Annotated in this window: 1 protein-coding gene; it reads left to right on the top strand. The window is 46.6% G+C overall.

The annotated features are described in order from the left end of the window. On the top strand, positions 1-253 hold a 253-nt coding region (locus tag SB658_RS25915; RefSeq protein ID WP_410603348.1), incomplete at both ends, for an alpha/beta hydrolase family protein.

Below are 253 nucleotides of genomic sequence, written 5' to 3'. Positions count from 1 at the left end.
ACGAAGACTTTGCTGGAGAGGACCGGAAAGATGCTTTTGCTGCCTTTCAATTGTTAAAGCATCACAAAAAGGGGAAGCAGGATCGTATTCATATCTTTGGTTTTTCGCGCGGAGGCATTATGGGCATTTGGACTGCTGTCGAAATGAAGCAAGAGGCGGCTTCATTTGTGACATGGGGAGGTGTCAGTGATATGAAGCTCACCTATGAAGAGCGTGTGGATATGAGAAGGATGATGAAACGTGTGATTGGCGG

It is taken from the genome of Bacillus sp. SIMBA_008, assembly GCF_046535495.1.
Lineage (GTDB): Bacteria > Bacillota > Bacilli > Bacillales > Bacillaceae > Bacillus > Bacillus subtilis.
Note: the sequence above shows the minus strand (reverse complement) of the source record. Positions and strands in the feature narration are given on the sequence as shown.